A 3978-nucleotide genomic window follows, 5' to 3' on the forward strand; every position below is an offset into this window, starting at 1 on the left:
TAATTTATATTTCACATCTAAGGAGCCTGATAAGATACGAGATCCATACCACACACCTAATTGAGTGTTTAAAACATTATCAGATTCCTTTTCTTCAATTAATTCATAATTAGTCATTGAAGACAAGTTGATTGCATATAATTCTTCTTTTTTCGAGTTACTAATAGTTATATTAGTTTCGTCTTCCTCAATATGTGTGGTAAATTGATCAACTAATTTTTTCTCATCACCTTCAACAACATATATTTTTGTTGTGATGATATCTTTGTTTTTACTGGAAACTACTTTTTCGTCATATTCATAGACTATACCATCTTCACTTTTTAACCTATAGACACTACCATTTTCTTCAGACGATATAATTTCTATCCCCATTAAATTAGCTATTTCTTGAAGTTCATCTTCTGTACCAGTCTTTGCTAGTGTACTGTAAGGATTTAATACGGTAAATACTAACAATAAAACTAGTAAAGATACGCCTATTTTTTTCATTTCAGAATCCTCCTAACTATTTAATAATAAATCTACTAATCACACTCATTGCCAATAATAATAGAGATAGAAAAAAAGCTACAATCATAAAAGGAAGTGAACTATTGATATTTAAAAAAATCTCATAAAACAATCTCAAACCAACGAGCAATATGATCGACACCAACAAAGCTATCTCTATGCAACTAAAAATAACCTTCTTATTCATGTTTCCCCCCTCCCTCTACAAAGTTCCTTTTATTGTCAAATACATTATATTGTCATTTTTCCTAAGTGTACATAGCTAGTTTTGTTATTTTATGTCGAACAGTTTTTTTTATTATTTTTCCAAAAAATATAACAAAAAACCTCGAAACCTTTATACTAAGACTTCGAGGTATTACGTATGTATATGATCATTTCAATATTTATATAAAATGGCGTCCCAGGAGAGATTCGAACTCCCGACCCACAGCTTAGAAGGCTGTTGCTCTATCCTGCTGAGCTACTGGGACTTACTCTCAACACTTGTTGAGCATTCTTGGTTAAGATAATGGAGCGGGTGATGGGAATCGAACCCACGCTACCAGCTTGGAAGGCTGGAGTTCTACCATTGAACTACACCCGCTTATTTCTTGCTCGCTTTATTAGCGACAAAATTTAGTATAGCTGATTTTTCATCATTAGTCAACAATCTTTACAGATAAATTTTCGACCAATTTTTTCAAGGCGACGGAACGGTGGCTTATCTTGTTTTTCTCCTCTTTACTCAGCTCTGCCATCGTTCTCTTTTCTTCAGGCAGATAGAAGATAGGATCATATCCAAAGCCATTCTCTCCACGAGGCTGTGAAGCAATGACACCATGACACTCTCCGCGGGTCACGGTTTCTTCCTCGGCCCCATCAACGAAAGCGATCGCGCAGGTAAAATGAGCTTTCCTCAGCTCCGTTTCTTTTACCTCTTTTAGCTTTTCCAACAGCTTTTCAATATTATCCTGATCATTTTTTCCTTCTCCTGCATATCGAGCTGAATAAATCCCAGGCTCGCCATTTAAATAATCTACCTCTAATCCTGAATCATCCGCCAAGGCAGGAATATTGAATTGACGATAAAATGCCCGAGCTTTCTTCAGTGCATTCTCTTCGAAAGTTTCCCCATCCTCTACTACCTCAGGGATCCGTTCTCCTTCCAAATCATGAATGCTCATCACCTGTATGTCTAATGGTTCAAGCAGAGCTTGAAATTCTTTGACCTTCCCCATGTTCGTTGTTGCTAATATCACTTGTTTCTTCATACCTACTTTTTTCCCCTAACATTGTCAAATTAGTTTTTTTAATGATTCCGCGATAAATTTAATTATACTTTTTGCTCTTGTTTTAGATCTGCTGATGTTTCTGAAGGCGAAACCAACTGCCCAATTTGTTCTGCAATTTCTCCTATCGCTTGACGTTGAAGCTCAATTAGCTCCTGAATTCCCTTCTCCCCATAAGACAGCAAGGTATTTAATTGTTCTCTAGAGAATGGGTGCTCTTCGCCTGTTCCCTGTAGCTCAACAAATTCTCCTTTTCCCGTCATCACGATGTTCATATCGACCGTAGCCTGAGAATCTTCTATGTAGCATAAATCTAGAACTGCTTGGTTATCGTTAAGTACACCTACACTCGTCGCCGCTAAAAAATCCTTAACTGGAAGCCTCTCTACCTTCTGCTCCTTGACCAATTTTTCTAAGGCATGAACCATTGCCACATAGGCTCCTGTAATAGAAGCTGTTCTCGTTCCACCATCTGCTTGAATCACATCACAATCCAACCAAATGGTTCTTTCACCAAGTTTATCTAGAAGAACAACAGATCTTAAAGCTCTGCCGATGAGCCTCTGGATTTCCATGGTTCTCCCGCTTAGCTTTCCTCTGCTGGACTCACGAACATTTCTCGTTTCCGTCGCTCTTGGTAGCATCGAATATTCAGCCGTTACCCAGCCTTTTCCCTGTCCTCTCATAAATGGCGGAACCTTATCCTCGATCGTTGCCGTGCATATCACTTTTGTATCCCCTACAGAAATGAGTACTGAACCCTCCGCATGTTTTATGACATGACTCTCTATCGTAACTTTACGTAACTGATCTGCTTGACGGTGATCTGATCTCATCTCAATCACTTCCTCTTCCATTAATGTATTTCTTTCTAATATATTGTTCAACTACACACTTTTCATTCCTCTTTGAAAAAGGTGAAAAAAGAGGTGAGCCTTTCAAGCCACCTCTTTTATGACTTCATTATAGCAATGCTCTCCACTAAAATCCAGATGGATTCACAGAAACAGGTCTTGATACGGGTTTCGTTAGATCGGTTCCTAAAAAAGACATGAGATTACTTTCCCCATTCACCATAAATTGCACTTGATCCACTAAGCCTGTTTCCGTTAAAGATAAGACTAAGGAATGAAGAGCATCATCTGACGCCTTATCTCCATTCATGGAATGATTTAAAAATTGATCATCAAAGTTTAATGTCGCTGTTCTCCCCGTTACTGAAACATCCACTTTGGTAGATGATCTGACCTCTGAGAATAAGCCTGAATGAAGCATGGGCCCGGCAATTAGTTCTTTCACTGTCGCTTGCACTAAATCCTGATTCTTAGGCACAAGGCGAGAAATAGGGACATAATAGTCATGGGTTGCACTTGGGTTTTGAGCTTTGAAATAGATGGTGATCACAGAGTTATTCCCTACTCGCACTCCATCAGCTACTTCAACATTAATGCCATCCTTCCGACTTAATGATTGCCCAATCGGTGTTCCATCTACAGGCATAACTTCTTGCTCATGTCCATTGATCCAGATGACAACTTGTTTGATCGTGTCAAATTGAGTCAGTGTCCACGTGATCGCTTCAAGAATTCCTTTTTCATCTTGAGCTTGATAATTCTTAAACTCATTGGAAAAATCTACAATAGCAGTTCCATCTGGCTTTACTGTTACTGCTACATCAGTTCCTGCTGGTAAGACAGCTCTCATGCCATCAGGAAGCAATTCTGTGACAGGACCATCTGCTACTAAATACTCTAATGCTTGCTTGGCTACAGACTCCGTATGAGGTAATTTAACTGTAATAGGGGTTACTCTCCCCTCATGATCAAACAAGTACAATTGACGATTGACTTCCTTCGTAGCTTCTCCTTCTGTTGTCACCTCTACTTCGCCATCCGTATCATCAATTTCAATGACAAACTCTCCTTCTTCCCCCTCTGTGTAATCAATCTGTGGTGGGTCTACTTCTATGGAAGCATCCTCCTTTGGTCCAAAAACGCACCCAGTAGCCACTATCGTAAAAACGAGTAGTGTGATCACTCCCAGTATTACTTTACTTTTTCTCATGGTTTTCCCTCCTCAGGTGGTTTGTACTACTATGTATACGAGCTAGGAGGAAATATATGACTCTTTGTCCTTAAAAATAATGCAGAGTAGCATGAAAATGATCCACAAACAAAAAAATGACGTCTGTGTA

4 protein-coding genes and 2 tRNA genes are annotated in these 3978 nt (G+C 38.9%); all 6 read right to left on the reverse strand.

The features are described from left to right. Positions 1 to 492: hypothetical protein (locus JCM10596_RS27120; protein ID WP_034682132.1), on the reverse strand; the 492-nt coding region annotated here is incomplete at its 3' end. Between the two features lie 417 nt (positions 493 to 909). Beyond that, positions 910 to 986: transfer RNA gene (locus JCM10596_RS22560), tRNA-Arg, on the reverse strand. Positions 987 to 1025: 39 nt separating this feature from the next. Continuing rightward, positions 1026 to 1099: transfer RNA gene (locus JCM10596_RS22565), tRNA-Gly, on the reverse strand. A 55-nt stretch (positions 1100 to 1154) separates the two neighbouring features. Beyond that, complete coding sequence (locus JCM10596_RS22570; protein WP_025029030.1) at positions 1155 to 1766, reverse strand: XTP/dITP diphosphatase; 612 nt, start codon at positions 1764 to 1766, stop codon at positions 1155 to 1157. A 62-nt stretch (positions 1767 to 1828) separates the two neighbouring features. Further along, the gene (gene rph, locus JCM10596_RS22575) at positions 1829 to 2620 is read right to left on the reverse strand and encodes a ribonuclease PH (protein ID WP_025029031.1); all 792 of its coding nucleotides are present in this window, start codon (positions 2618 to 2620) and stop codon (positions 1829 to 1831) included. Between the two features lie 145 nt (positions 2621 to 2765). Next, complete coding sequence (locus JCM10596_RS22580; protein WP_025029032.1) at positions 2766 to 3848, reverse strand: GerMN domain-containing protein; 1083 nt, start codon at positions 3846 to 3848, stop codon at positions 2766 to 2768. Positions 3849 to 3978: the final 130 nt, after the last annotated feature.

It is taken from the genome of Caldalkalibacillus mannanilyticus JCM 10596 (genome assembly GCF_000615945.1).
Classification (GTDB): domain Bacteria; phylum Bacillota; class Bacilli; order Caldalkalibacillales; family JCM-10596; genus Bacillus_AT; species Bacillus_AT mannanilyticus.

Coding starts and splice junctions, on each gene's coding strand:
- JCM10596_RS22570 (WP_025029030.1), bottom strand. CDS start 1,766: ATGAAGAAACAAGTGATATTAGCAACAACGAACATGGGGAAGGTCAAA.
- rph (WP_025029031.1), bottom strand. CDS start 2,620: ATGAGATCAGATCACCGTCAAGCAGATCAGTTACGTAAAGTTACGATA.
- JCM10596_RS22580 (WP_025029032.1), bottom strand. CDS start 3,848: ATGAGAAAAAGTAAAGTAATACTGGGAGTGATCACACTACTCGTTTTT.